This window comes from Bowmanella denitrificans, from assembly GCF_039522935.1.
GTDB lineage: Bacteria > Pseudomonadota > Gammaproteobacteria > Enterobacterales > Alteromonadaceae > Bowmanella > Bowmanella denitrificans.
This window is the reverse complement of the sequence record NZ_BAAAEI010000006.1, coordinates 1,003,740-1,023,318: the sequence shown is the minus strand read 5'-3', so window position 1 is coordinate 1,023,318 and position 19,579 is coordinate 1,003,740. Positions and strand designations below refer to the sequence as shown.

8 protein-coding genes are annotated in these 19,579 nt (G+C 53.1%); all 8 read left to right on the top strand.

All coding sequences use genetic code 11. The features are described from left to right. The first annotated feature begins 21 nt into the window (after window positions 1-21). From ABD028_RS07315 to ABD028_RS07280, 8 genes are read left to right on the top strand one after another with little or no spacing between them, the layout of a single operon-like run. Window positions 22-6,828: an SDR family NAD(P)-dependent oxidoreductase gene (locus ABD028_RS07315; protein ID WP_343843567.1), complete on the top strand. Its 6,807-nt coding sequence runs from the start codon at window positions 22-24 to the stop codon at window positions 6,826-6,828. Between the two features lie 39 nt (window positions 6,829-6,867). Next, the gene (locus ABD028_RS07310) at window positions 6,868-11,229 is read left to right on the top strand and encodes a polyketide synthase family protein (protein WP_343843564.1); all 4,362 of its coding nucleotides are present in this window, start codon (window positions 6,868-6,870) and stop codon (window positions 11,227-11,229) included. 19 nt (window positions 11,230-11,248) lie between these two features. Next, window positions 11,249-14,359, top strand: a complete 3,111-nt coding sequence (locus tag ABD028_RS07305; protein WP_343843562.1) for a PfaD family polyunsaturated fatty acid/polyketide biosynthesis protein — start codon at window positions 11,249-11,251, stop codon at window positions 14,357-14,359. Further along, a complete protein-coding gene (locus ABD028_RS07300; RefSeq protein ID WP_102796141.1) occupies window positions 14,356-15,120 on the top strand; it encodes an SDR family NAD(P)-dependent oxidoreductase in 765 nt (254 codons plus the stop codon). The genes ABD028_RS07305 and ABD028_RS07300 overlap by 4 nt, the downstream gene beginning before the upstream one ends. 12 nt (window positions 15,121-15,132) lie before the next feature. Beyond that, on the top strand, window positions 15,133-16,368 hold the full coding sequence (locus ABD028_RS07295) for an SDR family oxidoreductase (RefSeq protein ID WP_343843556.1): 1,236 nt from the start codon (window positions 15,133-15,135) through the stop codon (window positions 16,366-16,368). A gap of 13 nt (window positions 16,369-16,381) precedes the next feature. Continuing rightward, window positions 16,382-17,074, top strand: coding sequence for a DUF3108 domain-containing protein (locus tag ABD028_RS07290; RefSeq protein WP_343843553.1), 693 nt, complete (start codon window positions 16,382-16,384; stop codon window positions 17,072-17,074). Window positions 17,075-17,079: 5 nt separating this feature from the next. Next, window positions 17,080-17,859: an amidohydrolase gene (locus ABD028_RS07285; RefSeq protein ID WP_343843550.1), complete on the top strand. Its 780-nt coding sequence runs from the start codon at window positions 17,080-17,082 to the stop codon at window positions 17,857-17,859. Between the two features lie 33 nt (window positions 17,860-17,892). Further along, entirely contained in the window at window positions 17,893-19,554 is a 1,662-nt protein-coding gene (locus tag ABD028_RS07280) for a cyclic peptide export ABC transporter (protein ID WP_343843547.1), read from the top strand. Window positions 19,555-19,579: the final 25 nt, after the last annotated feature.

The window sequence follows — 19,579 nt, the reverse complement described above, 5'->3', positions numbered from 1 at the left end:
GATAAAACAGCGAGGGACGCAATGGACACTCAGCGGCAAAGTACACAACCTATCGCCATCGTTGGGATGGCAAGTCATTTCCCCGATGCCACGGATCTTTTTGAATTCTGGCGCAATATTTACTCAAGTAAAGATTCTGTCACTGAAAATCTCGATTTTGAAGGCTATTGGAAAAAAGAAGATTTCTATCGGCCTAATTCCACTGACAAAGACATGACCTACGCCTACAAGGCAGGTTGGATCCCCCCCATTGATTTTGACCCAGTGGAATTCAAGCTTCCACCCAATATGCTGGAGTCTATTTGTACCGCTCAGTTGTTTGCCTTACACGTGGCAAAGCAGGCGCTACTGGATGCCCGTATTATTGGCGATCAACCCATTGAGGTGGACCGCAGCAAGGTCGGGGTGATTCTTGGTGGAGCGGGCAATGGTAATACGTCATTTATGTTGGCGGCCCGCCAGCAAACGCCATTTATCCGCGAAATTCTGGGCAATATGGGCCTGCCCGAAGAACTGGTTGAAGAAGTCGTTCAGCGATTGCTGGATCAATACCTGGAATGGAACGAAGACAGCTTCCCGGGTTTCCTCGGCAATGTGGCCTGCGGAAGAATCAGCAGTTTTTACGACTTTGGTGGCACATCCAATATGGTGGATGCGGCTTGCGCCAGCAGTTTGGCGGCCATGAAAGCCGCCATTGGTGAACTACAATCTGGCAGCTGTGACGTGATGTTGACCGGTGGCGTGAATCTGGAAAACTCGATTTTCTCTTTCCTGTGTTTCAGTCGCACGCCAGCACTGTCACCGACCAACTGTTGCAAACCCTTTGATGCTAAATCTGACGGCATGATGTTGGGGGATGGTGTGGGTTTGTTGGTGCTGAAACGCCTGGAAGACGCACAGCGTGACGGTGACAGGATCTACGCCGTGATTAAGTCTGTGGCGGGTTCCAGTGATGGCCGCGCTAAAAGCATATTTGCCCCGCGCATGGAAGGGCAGGTCCTGGCGGTTAAACGCGCTTATGAGGCGGCGGGCGTTAAACCTGGTGACATTGAGCTGGTGGAAGCACATGGTACCGGTACCTTGTCAGGTGACCAGACAGAACTCAGCAGTTTGCTTTCGGTCTTTGCTGAGCATGATGTGTTACCTCAATCCGTGGCGGTAGGCAGCATAAAATCGCAAATTGGTCATACTCGCTGTGCAGCAGGCGCAGCATCGGCGATTAAAACCGCACTGGGTCTGCATCACAAAATATTGCCGGCCACCATTAATGTTGAACAACCCAATAAGCTGCTGGCCGGGCCTGATTGTCCCATCTATGTTAACACCCTCAATCGCCCTTGGATCCGCCATCAAAAAGCAGGCCCAAGACGGGCAGCCATCAGTGCTTTTGGCTTTGGTGGCACCAATTACCATATGGTGCTTGAAGAATACCAGCATGAGCAATCAGGGCCATATCGGCTGAATAACGCGCCTGACGTGGTGGTATTGCAAGGACGGGATGGTCAGGACGTGCAGGAGCAAGTGCAGAGCTGGCTAACTCGTCTAAACGGCGAAGACGTTGAGGTGGCTTATGATGAGTTGGTCAGACAGTCTCCACAGCTTAATGAGCAGCTTTGTGCCAGGCTGACTTTCGCCACGGAGAACTCTGCGCAGGCCATCAGCGCGTTGACCGCTGCCCAGCAGCAATTGAATGACATCTCAGATAATACCTGGGAGCACCCGCTGGGTGTTTATTTTCATCCCAGTGTTAACAATAAGACAGCTCAGGGCAAAGTGGTGGCGCTGTTTCCCGGACAAGGGTCGCAGTATGTCAATATGGCCCTGCATACTGCCAATGAATTTCCCCTGATGCGGGAAGTGCTGGCAGAGGCGGATGACCATCGCCAGGCGCAGGCACTTGAATCATTATCCCGACTTATCTATCCCGCTCCGGCCTTTACGGCTGAAGAGCGTTCAAATCAGGAACAGAGGCTGAAAAGCACAGACAATGCGCAACCCGCTATTGGTGCTGTCAGTCTGGGCTATTACCGTATTTTGCAGGCACTGGGCTTTAAAGCTGACTTTGCCGCAGGGCACAGCTTTGGCGAACTGACCGCCTTACATGTGGCCGGAGTACTGAGTGATGAGGACTTTCACCGCCTGGCGATGGCCCGCGGCCGTTTGATGAAACATGTGCCTGATGGTGATGAAACGGCTGACCGTGGTGCCATGTTGGCCGCTTCCCTGTCGCCTCAACAGGCAGAGCAATGCCAGCAGAAGTTTGATGGTCTGGTGATTGCCAATCTCAACTCTAATACCCAGGTGGTATTTGGCGGAAGCAGCCAGGTGATTAGTGATGCCCAGCACTTTTTGCAGCAACAGGACGTGCGTTGCTCAGTACTGCCGGTTTCCGCCGCTTTTCATACCGATTTTGTTGCCCATGCCAGTGAACCTTTTGGCGACGTACTGGCTGGCATGCAACTGAAAAAGCCGACGATGCCGGTTTTCTCTAATGTGTCTGCCACGGCCCACGACAAAAATACTGACAAGATCAAGGCTGCACTTACCGAGCAGTTGACCAGCACCGTGCGTTTTAAACAGATGGTTGAAAATCTGTATGCCGCCGGTGGCCGCTACTTTGTTGAGATGGGGCCTAAGGGCGTATTGGGCAAATTGGTGACCGATATTCTGGGTGACCGTGAACACCAGGTCATTTGCCTGGACCCCAGTGAGAAAGCACACGACGGCCAGCAGTTGCGTAAAGCCATCGCCAGAATGGCTGCTCTGGGGTTGATACAGACGCACCAGGATCCGTATCAACTCAGGCCCGCAGCACCAGAAAACAAAGAGAAGCGCCTGACCTATCGTATGAACGGTGGCTATTTCTTCTTTGATGCGACAAAACAACGACGTGAAAAGGCTAAGCGGCCAGATTCCAGTCTGATCGACGCTTTTGTTGCCCAGCATCTGGCGCAGCAACTTCACAGCACAGACTACGAACCTATTGAAGAATCTGAGGCCTTTGCGGCCTACCAGGTACATTCCCCGGCGTCCCGCTATGCAGTGGAAGGGACAGGTCAAACCTATATATATGAAGGACGAGAGGTAATCATGGCGACTCCCACACAAGACAACGCTGACAACCTTGGCCCAATCAGCCAGCAAATCCGTGCTCAGCAGCTAACCAATGAAGTGCATCAGCAATTCCAACAGAATCAGCGCGACTACATTCAGTTTCTTGATTCGCTGGTACATCAGCAATTCAGCTTATTTGACAAGCATCAGGGCAGTAATCATTTCCGCGAGATGATAGACAGCCTCAATCAAAGCTTCAGCCTGCTCGAGCAAAATCAGCGCAGCTATCACGACAATCATCAGCGTTACTTCACCAATCAGGGACAATTGCTGGCAAATGGTGAGCAGCCCCAGTTTGTTCACAATGCCGAAGTCAGTGCTGTTGCATCTGCGCCGCTATCTAACGGTGAGTCGCGCTCTGTCAGCAATAGTCATAGCAATGGACATAGCAATGGCCACGCGCAAGCCAACGGCCATACGAATGGCCAGGCCAATGGCGCTGGCAATGGATATGCACAACCGAAAGTTGCCGCCAATGGCAGTAATGGTCATAGCGTTGCAGTGAATGGAAGCAATGGGCATGCTCACGGCGCGGCGGTGCATGAGCCTAAGGTGCAGCAGCAGACTGCCGCTGTTCAGGTGGAAGCCTCGCAGGCGGAAAATGGTCTTAATGAAACTGACCGTCTGGCTCTGGAGCAATTACGCAAAGTCAGCGCTGAGAGTCTGGCCGCTGAACTGGTTAAGATCATCAGCGATAAAACCGGCTATCCAGAGGACATGATCGGGGGCGATATGGATCTGGAGGCTGACCTTGGCATCGACTCCATTAAACGTATCGAGATTATCGGTGCCATGTTCAAGTCTTTCGAAACCGACTTTAAGTTAATGGAAGACGCTGAAGATTACGCCGATATGGAAACTTTCGATGTTGAGCAATTCAGCTCCATCAATAAGTTGGTGGCCTTCCTGCAAGAGCAGATTGGGGAAATGATCGCGCATCTTGAACAGGGCGGTAGCATTACCGAAGCGCTGGACAGCAAAGCCGACACCACTAAACCTGCCGAGGTGAAAAGCTATAGTCAGGCCGCGCTGAAGGGCGAAGAAACTGAGCGCTGCGAAGTGGCCGAAAATGCCCAACAGGTCAATCAGGAAGTGGCAGACGTCATGACGTCCATCGGCTTTGTTGCCTCATCCGCCGATCTGGATGGAGAAGTGCTGCACCCAAAGTCTGAACCCGCAAGCGCAGCGCCAGTCGCCAGTGCTGAGCCTGCGGGTGCCAGTGTTATTCGTCTCGCAGAGGAACAGGTGCATGAAACTGCACCTGTTCAGGGGCTGGGCCGTTATGAGGTCAAGTTGCAGCCATTGCCATTACCGGACCAGCAACACATACATTTGCCGGAAGGTTTTACCTGGTTGGTTGCTGATAGTGGGCGCACCGCCGCTGAATCATTGATGGATAAGCTGATTGCATCAGGCCATAAAGCCGTGCTGCTGCAACTTGCCGACAAACCGGCGAAAACCAGCCATCCGGCCTATACATTGGCAGCGCGTGACGAAGATAGTCTGCTACAGACCCTGGCTAGCATTCGCGCTGAGCATGGTCAGATCGGCGGACTTATTTGCCTGCAGACTGCCGGTGTAGATGCCAAAGCCATTCGCAATTGCTTTGTGGCCAAAGAATATGCCGTGCAGCAGCAGCTTTTCATGCTGGTCAAAGCGTTGCAAAGCGATTTACTCGACAGTGCCGCTCAGGGCCATGCCAGTTTGCTGGTGGCAGGCCAACTGGATGGCATGCTTGGCTTAGGCGGTGTGCGGGGTTATCCGCTGGTATCTGCCGGTGTCAGTGGTCTGGTCAAGTCTCTGCACCACGAATGGCCGCAGGTACGCTGTCGTTATGTCGATCTTCAGCCCAAGATGGCCGACGAGCAGGCGCTGCATGCGCTATGGCAGGAATTACATGATGTTGACTGCCAGCCATTGGAAGTTGGGCGGGATGGTCAGGGCAGACGTACCACTTTGGTATTGTGTGATGCGCCTTTGGCAGAATCCAAGCCGGCATTAGACGACAAAGATGTGGTGCTGGTGACCGGTGGCGCGCGCGGCATCACGGCCACCTGTGTGCTTGAACTGGCTAAACAAACCGGCGCGGCGTTTATGTTGTTGGGACGCACGGATATCAATGCCCAGCGGCCCGAATGGGCCAAAGACTGCCAGGATGTCGCGCAGTTACGGGCTGCCGCCATTCAGGCTGTTAAACAGCAGGGCGAACTGCCAACCCCGGTCAAAATAGACAAAATGCTGGGTTCAATTCTGCAGGCTGAGGAAGTGCAGCAAACTCTCAATCAGTTGCAGGAACTTGGCTGTCGTGCCAGCTATGTGGCGGTGGATATTCTCGATAAAGAGCGGCTCAAGCAGGCATTGACTGAGGCGCAACAGCAGTTAGGTAAGGTTACAGCTCTAGTGCATGGGGCGGGTAATCTGGCTGACAAAAAGCTGGACAAGAAAACCGCAGAAGACTTCGAGTCGGTATTTGGCACCAAAGTGCGGGGACTGGAAAACCTGGTTCGCGTCCTGACACCTGGTTCACTCAAGTTACTTTGCCTGTTCTCCTCAGTATCCGGCTTCTTTGGTAACGCCGGCCAGACCGATTATGCCATGGCTAATGAGGTGCTGAGTAAGTTTGCCCATGACTGGCAATTTTATTATCCGCAATCCAGGGTTTGTGCCATCAATTGGGGGCCGTGGGATAGCGGCATGGTCAGCGACACCCTCAAACGGGCCTATCAGGAACGCGGTATTTGTATCATTCCCAGTGACGACGGAACACGCCGCTTTGTTGCAGAGCTGGCCGCCAATACCACTCAGGTGTTGATTGGTAATGACAAGTACCAACAGCCCAAAATCAGTGCACCAACCGCCACCAGTCATCAGTCCACCCGATTGGTGTGTCAGCAGCAGCATGGCTTTCTCAGTGACCATGTCATAGAGGGCAAACCCGTACTGCCGGCCACTTTTGCCATGAGCTGGCTGGCGCAAGCTGCACACAGGCTGTTGCCGGGGGCGACGCTGCTGGCGGTGGAAGACTTCCAGGTACTTAAGGGCGTGGTATTTGAGCAACCTGAAGAGTCGTTTGAGGTGCGTGTCACCCCGCAGCAAGCTGCACAGCCGGAAGGTGAATTTTTGCTCCTGGCGGAAATTGGCAGCCTGGCATCCGGGCAGTGGCAACCGCGATATAAAGGCCTGGTACGTTTTGCCGGACAAGCGCTGAATGCCCCCATGCGAGCAGTTGCTGAATTATCCGCACAGCAGCTGGATTTGGGGGAACGTCCGCTATATGGCCGTGAAGGTCATACCGGCTGGTTGTTCCATGGTCCCAGCCTGCAGGGCTTGCAGAAGATTCTCAGTTGTGACGGCCAGGGGATCCGGGCACTGGTTTGCCTGCCTGCGCCAGAGGGCGTGGAGCAAGAGATCTTTGCTCAGGGTCCCATCAATCCTTACCTGGCAGATGTGTTCCTGCAAGGGCCATACTTGTGGCTACTTAAGCAAACGGACAGCGGTGGGTTACCTATGGCGGTGGGGCATTACAGCCAGTTTTCTGCCCCGGCGTTTGGCCAGACGCTGCTGGTGGAGGGGCGCTGCAAGGACAGCAGTGCCAGCCAGGTAAGCTGGGATGTGGATATCTGCGATGAACAGGGCCAATTGCTGGCCAGTTTCACTGAGCTGGTGTTCACCCGTTCAAAATCCCTGCGCAGTAAGCTGCTGCCCGACAACTAGTCGGGCAGTCTTCTGGAACTACGGATATAAGGATGATTTATGCGCCCTATAGCAATTGTTGGAATGGGTTGTCTGTTTCCTGGTGCAGCCAGTCCACAGGAATACTGGCAGAATCTGCTGGCAGAACAGGATGCCACCAGTTTTCTCAGTGACGACCTTCTTGGCGTGCCTTTACAGCACTATGTAGCAGATGAGCCGGGGACGCCGGACAAGATTAATTACCATAAGAATGGGCATATCCGTGGCTTTCGCTTTGATGCGCAGGGCTATCGTTTACCCGCAGATAAGCTGGAAGGGCTGGATAACCTGTTTAAATGGACCTTGTACGCAGCAAACCAGGCGTGGCGGGATGCGCAGCAGCCCGACAGCGCTTCAGGGCGTTGTGGCTTAGTACTGGGTAATATCGGCATGCCGACCCATGCAGGTAAACGTTACCTGAACGGCTTTTATAACAAGGTGCTTGAACCTTATATCCGTGATTTGCTCGGTGATGAAAGGTTCCGTTTTGCTCAGTACTGGCCGGATGGGCAAAAGGATGCAGATAACCTCTCTACCACCAGTTACAACGCCACTATTGCGGCGATGGCAATGGGTTTGCAAGGACCGGTCTACACTCTCGATGCGGCCTGTTCTTCGGCGTTATATGCCATTCAGATGGCTTGTTTCTATCTGAGCAGCCATAAAGCTGATGTGATGCTTTCCGGGGCGGTTTGCCATGCTGACCATATCTATATCGATCATGGTTTTAATATGCTGCATGCGTTTCCTTCGCCTGGGCAGCAATCCATCCCCTTTGACCGTCATTCCGAGGGGCTCAAAGCCGGTGAAGGTGCCGGGGTGGTAGCCCTTAAGCGACTGGAAGACGCTGAGCGTGACGGAGACCGTATCTACGGGGTGATTGAGTCCATCGGTTTGTCTAATGACGCCGGCGCCAAGCATATACTGGTACCTGATACTCAGGGACAAAAACTGGCGCTGTCCCGCGCTTACGCAAACGGCAACAGTCTGGTGGACTATCTGGAGTGCCATGCTACCGGCACGCCGGTAGGGGACCAGGTGGAGTTGAATTCCATTGAGCAGTTTTTTGGTCAGGACCATCCGTTGCCACTGATAGGGGCCAATAAAGGCAATGTCGGGCATATGCTGACAGCGTCGGGTATGGCGAGTTTGATTAAGGTCTTGTTGTCCATGCGCCACGGCCAGATTCCGGCCACCATTGATCTTAAGGAAATGGTCAGCACCAAAGGCGGCAATCTGAATATTGATCGGGTGGTGCGCAAAGCTCAGGCCTGGCCAACCCCTGCCGGGCAGCGCCGCGCTGGTATCAATGCGTTTGGCTTTGGCGGTGTGAATGGACATATGGTGTTGCGGGATGCAGTGAAATGCGAGTCTGCACAGGACAAACAAAGGCTGCAACTTGAAAAAATGGTGATTACCGGTATGTCGGTGGCCATGGCAGAAACGCATAGCGTCAATCAATTCAATACCAGTATCCGCGATGCCAAACAGCATTTTTCCCCCTTGCCGGGTAACCGTTGGTCTGGATTGGAGCAGCGTCAGGATTTGCTTGACGAGTATGGTCTGACAACGCCGCCACTCGGGGCCTACATTGAAAAATTTGAGTTTGACTGCAAGCGCTTCAAGATGCCGCCCAATATGGCTGGTATCCATTTATTGTCGCATTTGTCGCTGATGCAACTGGCGGCCGGGGCCTTTGTGGATGCCGGTTATCAGGTCGATAGCAAAGTACGCAATATTGCGGTGATTGTGGCCGCTGACAGCGATTATCTGTGCTATCGCTATCAGGCCAGGAATGAAGCGGCCTGGCAGGTCAGAGACAGTCTGGCCAAATCTGGCGTGGAATTGTCGGCCGAGCAGGTAGCCACCCTGGAAGGGATCGTTAAAGACAGCCTGTTCCCCGAACCCTATGCTGAAGGAATAACCGGCGGCATAGGCAATGTCGTCGCCAGCCGTATATCGGCCAGCCTGCGTTTGAGTGGCCCGGCATTTACGGTTTGTGCCCAGGAAAATTCAGTATTCCGGGCCCTGGAACTGGCACGTTTTCTACTCAGCCTGGATGGCCTGGAAGCCGTCATTGTCGGTAGTGGCAGCTTTTGTGGCGGCCCGGAAAATGTATTGCTGAGCAATCCGCAGCAACCGGCCAATCAAGGGCGCATGACGCTCAGTTTCGACCATCAGGCGAGCGGCTGGAACGTAGGTGAAGGCGGTGCGGTGGTGGTGCTTAAGTCTGAAACGGGCGCCGCTCAGAGCCAGGATAAGCAGTACGCCAGTATCGAATCTCTGGCCTTTGCAACCGCTGAAGTACAGCAGCAGACTCTGACTTACCCCAGTGCCGAGGGGATCGATCGCTGTGCCCGTCAGGCCCTGTCTGAAGCGGGGATAGAAGCCGCAGATGTCGGCTATCTGGAAGCCCATGCCAGTGGCATCGCAGCAGAAGATCAGGCCGAACTGGCCGCCATTTGTCGGGTCTATACGACGCCACAGAGTAGCAAAACCACGGTGCTGGGGTCAGCCAAAGCTAACTTCGGTCATCTTGGCTGTGCGGCTGGCATGGTGAGTTTGGTTAAATCCGCTTTGTGCCTGAGCCAGGGCTATCTGCCTGCCACACCAAACTGGCAAGGTGCTGAATCCGCAGAGCAGTTGGACAACAGTGGTCTGAAAGTCATTGGCCAGAGTCAGGACTGGGCGGATGCTCTGCAAGGTCAGGGCTATGCTGCGATCAGCAGTATGGGACGCGACCTGACTTATGCCCATGTGGTGTTAAAAGCCCCTCAACCTGAGGCCAGACGCAGTCAATTGAACGAACTGGATTCAGAGAGTCTGCGCAGCGGCTCCTTGTTAAAAGAAATCCACGTTGGCAGGGAAAAAGCGATCGGTGAAATGATCCTGTGTGACGCCAGTCGGCAACGGCTTGGATTGGAACACAAGCGCGAAGCTGGCAGCGTTGCGGTAAGGGAAGTGGCGGATACAGCCTTGGCTGAGGCCGGGAGTGTGGCTTCTTTGCTGCAGTATATGCGCGGGCGAGAAGCCGCGCGAAATCTGTCCACGCATCTGGCTTACCTTCGCACCGAACAGCGTTTTTACCATCAGCTTACCTCACTGGCGCAGGGTAAGATGTTGGCAAGCGGGGGCAGTCGCTTGGCTCGACCTGTGCCTTCTGTCACTCGTCCTGCTGCTGACTTGAGTCTGGTGAATCGCAAGGTGCTGTTTAATCGCGCCGATTTGGAAGAAATGACCGATGGTCGTGTCGCTAAGGTGCTGGGCGAACAATACGCCGAAGCAGATCAGTATCCAATCCGCACCAGAATGCCCTCTCCTCCTTATCTGTTTGTGTCGAGGATCCTGACCCTGACTGCCGAATTCGGCAAGTTGGAGCCTTGTGTTATCGAGTGGGAATACGATCTGGAGCCAACGGATTGGTTTGTCTATCACAATCTGGTCCCGGCCTTTGTTTCACTTGAATCCTCCCATGCCATGATTGTGGCGTTCACCTGCATTGGATGTGATCAACTCTTCAAAGGGGAGTTGAAATACCGGGCGATAGACAGTCAAACCACTATATACAGCGATTTGCCAAAAGCGGGTGAAGTACTGCGCGGTAAAGTGCAGATCCACGGTTTCACCAAGGTAGGTAAAAATGTACTGATCCGCTACGAATACGATGGTTATATAGGGGACCGGCACAGCTTTAAACTGACTGCCACATCGGGTTTCTTCCCGGTCAAAGAAATTGACCAGGCTAAGGCCTTTGATACCTCAAAACTCTTTGCCAAAGCCACGCCACAGCCAAGTTTTGCGCCGTTACTACCTTGTGCAAAGACGCAATTTAGCGACCAGGATTTACAGGCCGTACAGGCTGGCGATCTGGCTGGGTGTTTTGGTGCACATTTCGGTAGCACGCCGGCACCAGGTCTTTATGCCGCTAAAGCGCAAATGTTGGATCGTGTATTGTCCCTTGACCCCAATGGCGGGCCCTGGGGACTGGGGCAGGCGCTGGGTGAGCGGGATATTGATCCCAGTCACTGGGCATTTGCTGCCCACTTTAAAAACGATCCGGTGTTGCCCGGCACCCTGATAGTAGAAGGTGCAGAGCAACTGGTGCGTTTTTATCTTTATTACCTGGGCCTGCATAGCCTCGACTACCTCAAGCCACAGCTTATCTGCGAGCACACTTACAGCGCCAAATTCCGCGGCGAAGTGAAATGTGCAACAGACAAGTTGCAATACCGGTTGTCGGTAAAACACCTGGAATGCAAGTCAACGGCAGATGGCCGAATTGCTTCCCTGGAGATCCTATTCATTGCTGAAACCTTGTATCGCAACAAGGTGATCGGCGTGTGTGACAACCTGGGTGCCAGGTTTGTTGCTGATGCATCCTGACCTATAAGGAGACATTGTCATGGACAAGACCCTGACATCGACTGGTAATTCGGCCGCCTTTGGCTGGCTGGGGCGCCCCCATTCATTGCCGCAATCTGCCAGCCGTAAGGCTGAGTTGCTGGGCAAATTGTCACAACCGCTATATGTGCTGGATATTGAAGGTCATCAGATTCTGGAAGAACAGGGCATGGCCGTTGCTGACGATCCTCAGGCGATTCACTGTCTGGGGATGATCAATCCCTGTCTGCCCGGCATGTTGGGTAGTCGTACTTTTTGTCGTGACTATGGGGTCAAGGCAGCTTATTACGCAGGTGCCATGGCCAACGGTATAAACTCGGTGGAGATGGTGGTCGCCATGGGACGTGCGGGGCTGTTAAGCGCCTTTGGTTCAGGTGGCTTATCTGCACAACGGGTGGCGGCGGCGATTGATGAGATTCAGACGGCGTTACCGGATGGCCCTTATGCCATCAATCTTTTGCACAATCCGGGTAACCCGGATTGGGAAATGCAATGTATTCGCCACTGTCTGGAGAAAGGCGTCAGGGTGGTGGAAGCCTCGGCCTATATCAACTTAAGTGCTGCGATAGTGTATTACCGGGTGGCGGGATTAGAACGTGGAGAAAACGGTCAGATCCAGGTTAATAATCATGTGATTGCCAAAGTGTCACGCCCCGAAGTGGCTCGTCAGTTTCTGCAACCGGCGCCCAGGAAATTGCTGGACAAACTGCTGACAGCCAAGCTTATTTCCGCACAACAATATGAATGGGCGCAAAGCGTGCCGATGGCCGACGATATCACAGTGGAATCAGACTCCGGCGGCCATACCGATCATGGTGTGCTGAGTTGTATTTTCACCGAAATCCGCGCTGAGCGCGATGCGTTACAACGCCGCACCGACTATGCCAGAAAAACCCGAATCGGCGCTGCTGGTGGGTTGGGGACGCCATATGCCGTTTACGCAGCCTTTGCACTGGGTGCTGATTATGTGGTGACAGGTTCTGTCAACCAGGCTTGTGCCGAAGCGGGTACCTCAGATGCGGTGAAAAACTTACTGAAGAAGGCGGGGGTCAGCGATGTGGTGTCTGCTCCTTGTGCCGATATGTTTGAGCTTGGTGCCAAAGTACAAGTGCTGAAGAGTAATTCCATGTACGGGGTGCGGGCACAGAAGCTTTACCAATTATACAAGGCGCATGACGACATTAACGCCCTGTCAGACAAAGATCGCCAGATCCTGGAAAAACAGTATTTTCAACGCCCCATTGAACAGGTGTGGCAGGAAACCTGCGAGTTTTTCCAAAGTCGTGGCATGGAAGAGCAGATCGCCAGTGCACAGAAGCAACCGAAACGCAAAATGGCGCTGATTTTTCAGTGGTATCTCGGCCAGTCATCCAAATGGGCCATAGATGGTCAGGCCGACCGGCAAGTGGATTATCAAATCTGGTGCGGGCCAGCCATGGGTGCCTGCAACAACTGGCTGGCGGGTAGTGAACTGGCCGAGCGCCGTTCCTGTGTAGAGTTAGCCGCCAATTTGATGGTTGGCGCGGCCTACCTGGCCAGATTAAACCAGTTGCGTCAGTTTGGGGGCGAACTCGGCAGCGAATTACAGCAAGTGATACCCCGTCCTCTGTCCGAACTTCAGGCTTTCTGGCTTAGTGCCGGCCAGCCTATTCAATCCGCCGACAACGTGACGACCAATGTGGTAGCCAGGGAGCGGCAAAACATCAACCAAAGAGATCAAGTAACCATGAATAATCCCAATGCAGTGATGAACAAATCAGCAAAGATCAGTCTGGATTTGACCCGTTCGAAGGAATACTACAAAAAAACCTGGGATTTGTTGCCGGGCGGTGCACATTACAATTTTGCCGATCCTGAACGCGCGCTGGTCATTCCTTTTAACAAAGGCAGAGGCGCACGGGTATGGGACCTGGATGGTAATGAACATCTGGATATGTTCTGTAAGTTCGGTGCGTTGTTTGTCGGCCACCACAATCCCACTTATAACCAGGCCCTGATGAAGTACATGGAAAAGGTTACATCGGTGGACACCTGTGACCTGGAACTGGAAGTGTGCGAAACCCTGACTCACCACATTCCTTGCGCTGAGATGGTGCGCTTCAGCCTGAGTGGTACCGAGGCGGTACAAAATGCCTTGCGTCTGGCCAGGGCATATACGGGTAAAAATCGTTTTGTGCGTTTCCATGGTCACTACCATGGCAATGCCGATAATGTGATGGGCGGACGTAAGAAGAAAGACCTGCAATGGCCGACCCCGGAACTGTTTCGCGGCGACATGCTGGACACCCAGGGACGCGCACGGGATATTCTTGAACAGCAGTCTTTTATGCTGCCCTGGAACGACATTGATGCACTGGAAACCGTATTAAGCCAGCACCATGAAGACATTGCCGCAGTGCTGATGGAGCCTATCTGCATGAATGGCGGAGGCATTCTGCCATGCAAAGGCTATCTGGAAAAAAGTAAGGCACTGTGTGAGAAATATAATGTGGTGCTGATCTTTGACGAAATCATCACCGGTGTTCGCTTGGGTCTTGGCGGCGCACAGAAAATCCTTGGCGTGACGCCACATCTGTCAACCTTTGCTAAAGCCCTGGCGGGAGGATCTATGCCTGTGTCGGCTATTGCCGGGCACAAAGACATCATGAATCTGTATACCCGCGGCAAGGTGATTCATGCCGGTACCTTTAACGGCTATCCGCTGGGCTTGGCGGCGATTAAAGCCACTTATGAAATTGTTGAGCAGGATCCCGGTTGCTATGAGCGTATGGGCGGGATCATGGCCAAGATCAGTCAGAGTTTCATTCGCGCAGCCCGGGATGTGGGTATGCCAATGGTTGTCCAAGGTATGCCAACCGCGTTGGTGTATCATTCGCAGGCGCATCTGGTGGACCGCTCAGAAGGCTATACCGACCGGGTCAAATTCTGCGACATCATTATCCGTGAAGTGGCCAAACGCCACGGTTTGCAATTCTCGCCACTGTCACGCCTGTATCCCAATCTGATGATCAATGACGATGATGTGACCTTCTTCGAGTCACGTATTCATGATGCCATGGCCAGTGCCAAGCAGCTCATTGATATCACCTTTGAGGAGGAGGCAAGCGCGTGAGCTCGCCAATAGCCTTGGTTACAGGCGCTGCCGGTGGATTCGGCAGCGCCATCTGTCACAGCTTGCTGGATTGCGGTTTTGTGGTGGTGGCCACCGATGTGAATGGGCAAGCCCTGGAGCATCTGGCAGCGCACCTGCACAGCCCAAACTTAAGCTGTTATCTAATGGACGTCTGTGATGTGCCAAGGATTGAAGCTGTGGCACAGCAAGTCATGCAGCAGTTCGGCCGCCCGGTGGAAATTCTGGTCAACAATGCCGGCATTATTGGTAAGAACTTCTGTCTGCAGGAACAAGGGCCGGCCGAAGCTAAACGCATTATTGATATCAACCTGACCGGTTGTTTCAACTGTACTTCCGTGTTTTCCCGCAATATGGCCAGACAACGTGCCGGGCGTATTATCAATATCGCCTCAGTGGCTGGTATTTGGGGGGCTTCTGGAGGTTCGGCTTATGCCGCATCTAAAGCTGGACTGATTAAAGCATCGGAATCATGGGCCAGGGAGCTTGGGCCGTTGAATATCATTGTCACAGCCATTGCGCCGGGGATCTGCAAAACCAAGATGTTCGGTCAGTTTGTGGAAGAAGAACAGATTCAAAGCAAGGAAGAAATCAAAATCGTCAAATCCATTGTGCCGGTGGGGCGACTGGGAGAGCCTGAAGATGTCGCCGAAGTGGTGCAATTCCTGGCGACCTGCAAAACCAACTATCTTAACGGCACCGTGATTGAAATGGACGGCGGCATGCGTGTCGGCCAGTTATAACCGGGAGGACATATGGATTATCGCAACCAAAGCCAGATGCAAAATATCTTTGTAACCGGCGCCACCGGCGTGTTAGGCGCACGTGTGTTGATGGAAATACTGTTGACGACCCACGCCTGTGTTTATTGTCTCAGTCGCGCTGCTGAGCCCAGCCAGGCGCAGGCGGATATTGAACGCATGTTGGCCGTGTATGACCCGCAGGGCAGCCTGGCAGAACACCTTTGGCGTGTTATCCCGGTAATAGGGGATGTCAGCCAGGCAAACCTGGGGTTAAGCAGTGATGTTTATCAGGAACTGGCGCACAGCATGGATTTAGTGATTCATAGTGCGGCTAATGTCAGCTTGATGGCCAGCTTTGAAAAGTTATCACCGGTTAATCTGGACGGAACGCAGCGGATAGTGGATTTCTGCCTGCAAGGCGGCGCATCACTGCTGTTTGTGTCCAGTTTCAGTGTTATTGGTGATCACTTGTATCACCCGGTGACATTGCTGGAATCACAGTTGGATATTGGCCAGGGATTTGAGGATCTTGGCTATGAACGCAGTAAGTTCAGTGCTGAGCAACTGGTCAGAAAAGCCAGCGAGCAGGGACTGCGATGGAGTATTGTGCGGCCCGGCAATATCTGGGGAGACAGTGAAACAGGTTGCTACCCATTGTTTGAAACCAAGGTTCGCGGCATTTACTACGAAATGATCCGGGCACTGGTGGAAACCGGCTATAGCTATCCCAGTGAGGAAGATTTTGACATTTCGCCGGTGGATTATGTGGCCAGAGCCAGTCTGTATGTTGCCATGAATCCGTCCAGATGCTGCTACCAGACTTACCATCTGACCAACCCCAAGCCGGTGAACTTCAACCAACTGGTGGGATTGATCCGCGGACATGGTTACCGGGTTCGTGAGCTTAGCCAGGAAGACTATTTCGGTGCACTGTATGAGGAGCGAATGGTGCGTGACGGACGCCCTTATCATTCCGCCTTTACTGATCTGTTGACCCTGTTTCTAGCCGATACTGACTTAGAAGAACAGGCGAAATGGGACACTTCGGCGATTGATGCGCTGCTGGCCGATACGGATATTCGCTGCGCGCGATCTGACCAGCGGCTGATGAGCCGTTATCTGGATTATGCGGCCCGGCGCAATTGGATTGCCAGCGTGGATAAACAGGGGCCACTGGCAAGCCTGACCGACGAAGTACACACCAAGGTGTTTATGGACGAGTTGTTTGAGCAGACCCTGGCGGGTTAATCGGAGAATCTCAATGCGCGATCTAGTCTTGATGGGGCCCCCTCCCGGTCCGGCTGGCGCCTGGAGCAAATGCCGTTATCAGTTGTTCAGCAATGATCAGATGATCGGTAGCTTGCTTAGCAGCCGGCGCTTGTGCGGCACTGAAAATGGATTTGAACTGGGCATTTCGGATGAAATGAAGGTGGACATTCATCGCTTATTCGGTGGTTATCACCTGCACAGTGAAGAAGAATTGCAGCTTGATCAACATGGCTTGGCTGGTTACCGACTGACCGCCGAAGAGGATGGCAGGCAGTCGAAGGTGAGTCTGCTGCGTAACCAGCAGGACATCAGTTGGCAAGTACAGAGCAAAGCTGGAGGTGTCGTTGAGCAAATCAGTACGGCGCTGGACAGTTTTGATTGCACGTCAGAAACCGCCGCCTGGCTGTTTCTGTGCGAAGGGCAACCAGTACAGACACTGCGGGTATTGGACCTGGACGATCTGGAGATACGCCAGGTTCGCTACGTTTACGAAGGTAAACAACATGTGCAGTTGGCTGAAGGCTGGTTTGATTGTCATAAGGTGACGTTTGCCAGTGACAACAAAACCGGTTGTATGTATCTGGTGGAAGATAACACTGGCATTTGGCTGGGCAGCGAGTCTGGCCGGGACAATGATGGTGACTACAGGGTTGAATTGGTGGAATACCAAAACCGCAAGGGGTAAAGAAAATGACAAAGGATTTGACACTGGCGCTGTGCCAGGCGGACCCGTTATGGCATGACAGCCGCGGCAATCTGCAGGCCTTTACAAAGCGCTTGGCCGGGTTGCAAGAGGTTGATTTGATTATTCTGCCAGAAATGTTTGCGTCTGGTTTTACCATGGATCCAGGTGCAGTTGCCCAGGCCATGGACGGTGAAGCGGTCACCTGGATGTTACAGACCGCCAGAGATAAGAATGCCATGTTGGTGGGCAGTCTGGTGATTGAGGACGCAGGTGGGTACTACAATCGCATGCTATGGGCGCACCCTGATGGCAGCCTGCAATTTTATGACAAGAAGCACTTGTTCAGTTTTGCCGGTGAACACCAGCATTATCAGCCTGGCGATAAAAAACTGGTGGTGGAGTTTCGCGGTTGGCGATTAGCGGCGTTTGTTTGCTTTGATCTGCGTTTCCCGGTCTGGTGTCGAAATGACAAGGATAATCCCTATGATGTCGCGGTGTTTGTCGCCAGCTGGCCGCAGGTTCGAGCTGCGCATTGGAACGCCTTGCTCAAGGCTCGGGCCATCGAGAACCAGTGCTACGTTGCTGCTGTTAACCGGGTAGGAACGGATGGCAACCAGGTGGCCTACCAGGGCGATTCGCAGGTCATCGACCCGCTCGGGCTGGTGGAATGCAAGGCAGCTTTGCAGGACAGAGTGCTGGTCTGGCAACTGCGCCGTGAAACTGTATTACGTACCCGGGAAACCTTCGCCTTTCTCAGGGAGGCCGACAATGTGGTGTTGTTGTAGACAGACCGCGCTGACCGCAAAGGACATGTTGCCATGCTGACGTCTTTGTATTTTAAGTACAAATGGTATCTGATTTTTACCGTGCCGATGAGCCTATTGCTGGGGATGGCCAGCATGAGCGTGATCGCGATAATCAGTGACGCGCTGGGCAATGGCCTGGACAATATGCAATACGGTCCCGTGGTGTTTTTTTGTGCCATTGGACTGCTGTTCTTACTGGGACTGGGTAACGAACTGCTGCGTGCGCGGTTGTCTGCCCGGGTCAGTTACGACATACAGCAACGTATGATTGCCAGGGTGAGCGCGACGTCTCTTGAGCAGGTGGAGCGGGTTGGTTTACCCAAAGTGATTGCCACTATGACACAGGACCTGACGGTAGCCGTGCGTTACTTTCATGTGTTGCCGGAGCTGTGTGTCAACATTGCCATTGTGCTCTGTGGTGTGGCCTTTATGGCTTACTTGTCTCTGCCGGTGCTTGGGTTAGTGGCGGCTTGTCTGTTATTGACCGGTGTGGTGATTACCTTGCTGGTACTAGGAACGCACAAAGACAGGGTCAGCATTCGTGAGCAGTTGGACACCGTGATGGGGCACTATCAGAGCCTGGTTAAAGGTGCAAAGGAACTGACCTTAAATCGTCATCGACAACGTTATTTCACCGGGCGGTTGACCGGCATTCTGGCAGATATTCGTGGCCGGACTCAGCGGGTTTTGTCCTTACTGGCGTGGATGGAAAGCTGGGGGCAACTGGCGATATTTGCCATTCTGGGAACAATTATTTTTCTGGCCAGCCATCTGGTGCCGGTCAGTGGCGAAATCATTGTTGGCTTTGTGATTACCTTATTGTTTCTGCTTGAACCCATAGAGGTGATCATCTCGCATCTCGATGAACTGGTGCAGGCTAAGGTCGCGTTCGACAAGATCGACAAGCTGAAATTGGCCGAAGCCATACCTCAGGGTCAGACAGATTTACCTTTATTAACCCACAGCCAGGGTAAAACCTTGTCGTTGCACGATGTTGTGTATCGGTATGAGCGGGAAGACGATGGTCAGGTTAAAGCCTTTCAACTGGGCCCTTTGTCATTGCAACTGCAACCTGGTGAGGTCACGTTGATTATCGGCGGTAATGGCACCGGTAAGTCTACCCTGTTGAAGGTTATTTGTGGTTTGTATCCGCCGCAATCCGGGCAATTGCAGATTGCAGGACAACCGGTCTGCGCGCAAAATATGGCGGCTTTCCGTGATCATTTTTCGTTAATTATGCCGGATTTTTGCCTGTTCGAAGATGTATTGGATGCCAACGGACAGCCCTGTGAGGACGCTGAGGTTGCCGCCATGCTGACGCAGCTGAAACTGGACAAAGTGGTCAGTTGTAAAAATGCGGTGCTGGATAAACTGGAACTCAGCCAGGGACAACGCAAGCGCCTGGCGCTGTTGCTGATGTATTTTGAGTCAAGACCGATAGTGTTGCTGGATGAATGGGCAGCGGATCAGGACCCCACTTTCAAGCGGATATTCTACAAGGAAATTTTGCCCAGTCTTAAAGCTCAGGGTAAAACAGTGGTGGTGGTGTCTCACGATGAACGTTACTTTGATTCGGCAGACAAGGTCTACAAACTGGACGAAGGGCGTTTGCAACCGATGCTGACAAAATCCGTTATCAACGCTGACCAAAGCCTGAGTCAGCATACAGCCTGACAGACAAAGGCGTACCGACGCTGGC

Coding starts and splice junctions, on each gene's coding strand:
- ABD028_RS07315 (WP_343843567.1), top strand. CDS start 22: ATGGACACTCAGCGGCAAAGTACACAACCTATCGCCATCGTTGGGATG.
- ABD028_RS07310 (WP_343843564.1), top strand. CDS start 6,868: ATGCGCCCTATAGCAATTGTTGGAATGGGTTGTCTGTTTCCTGGTGCA.
- ABD028_RS07305 (WP_343843562.1), top strand. CDS start 11,249: ATGGACAAGACCCTGACATCGACTGGTAATTCGGCCGCCTTTGGCTGG.
- ABD028_RS07295 (WP_343843556.1), top strand. CDS start 15,133: ATGGATTATCGCAACCAAAGCCAGATGCAAAATATCTTTGTAACCGGC.
- ABD028_RS07290 (WP_343843553.1), top strand. CDS start 16,382: ATGCGCGATCTAGTCTTGATGGGGCCCCCTCCCGGTCCGGCTGGCGCC.
- ABD028_RS07285 (WP_343843550.1), top strand. CDS start 17,080: ATGACAAAGGATTTGACACTGGCGCTGTGCCAGGCGGACCCGTTATGG.
- ABD028_RS07280 (WP_343843547.1), top strand. CDS start 17,893: ATGCTGACGTCTTTGTATTTTAAGTACAAATGGTATCTGATTTTTACC.